Genomic DNA, 1,108 nt, shown 5'->3' on the forward strand with positions numbered 1-1,108 from the left:
AAGGTGCTCATCGAGACCAGCCCGGACGGGTCGGGCTTCCGGTCGCGGCGCCGGCCGGGCACCATTCAGAACGTCCCCGAGCTGCGCACGATGTTGTCGGAATTCATGTCGATGGTGCGCGCCGACAGTGTCGGGATACCGCGGCCGGAGGCCAGAAACTACACGCATCTGACCGACCGGATATTGAGCCAGCAGGAGTTCATGGAGACGCTGGTGGAGCGGGTCGACGCCTTGCAAAAGCGTCTGCCGTCGGCCAATGCGGACAACATGCTGTTGATCTGCGGAGACGGCCGCAAAGTCGCCCTGGACCCGAACCTGGTCGGAATCCGCGAGAGCGCCCCCAAGCTGGAAGGGGTGGCGGCCCTGGTCGCCGACATCTACCACGACACCAAGGATCGGGTGTATGAAGGATCGCCGAATCCGGGGGCGTTCCAACTGGTCATGTGCGACCTCGGTACCCCGAAGAAGGGCGATGCCCAGAGCTACGGGCGGATCCGCGATGGGCTGATCGCACGTGGCGTGCCGGCCGAAAAGGTTCGGTTCGTCCACGAGGCCACCACGCCGAAGGCACGCGAGGCGCTGTTCGCCGCATGCCGAGACGGCCGGGTCGCGGTCCTTCTAGGTTCTACGGCCAAGGTCGGCATTGGCACAAACCTGCAAGCCCGGCTCCACTCCCTTCATCACGCAGACCCGACGTGGACGGCGGCGGCGTGGTTGCAACGCAACGGCCGGATTCAGCGCAACGGCAACCAACACGATGTCGTCGGCATTCACTCGCACGTAGCACGAAAAACGTTCGACGCGTTCATGTTCGGCACCGTGGAAAGAAAGGCGGCCGGATTCTCCCAGCTGTACCGCATGGACGGGCAGGCTCGCGAGATCGAGGACATCGGCGATGACGCCTTGACCTTCGGGGAACTCAAGGCCGCCGCCGCCGGCAACGAGCTGCTGCTACGGCAGCACGAGTTGCAGACCCGCGTGCGTCAGCTGCGGTTGTCTCACGTCACCGTTCAGCAGAACGTTCGCACGCTGCTGCACCAGGCAGCGGTGGCCGACAAGACCGCGGCTGCGGCAGCCGACCGGTTGCAGCGGTTGGAGGCCTTCGCTC

At 65.2% G+C, this 1,108-nt stretch carries 1 protein-coding gene; it reads left to right on the forward strand.

Annotated features, from left to right (window positions below; translation table 11 throughout):
- Window positions 1–1,108: helicase-related protein (locus IMZ11_RS42390; protein ID WP_228649204.1), on the forward strand; the 1,108-nt coding region annotated here is incomplete at both ends.

The organism is Microtetraspora sp. AC03309 (assembly GCF_020826795.1).
Classification (GTDB): domain Bacteria; phylum Actinomycetota; class Actinomycetes; order Streptosporangiales; family Streptosporangiaceae; genus Microtetraspora; species Microtetraspora glauca.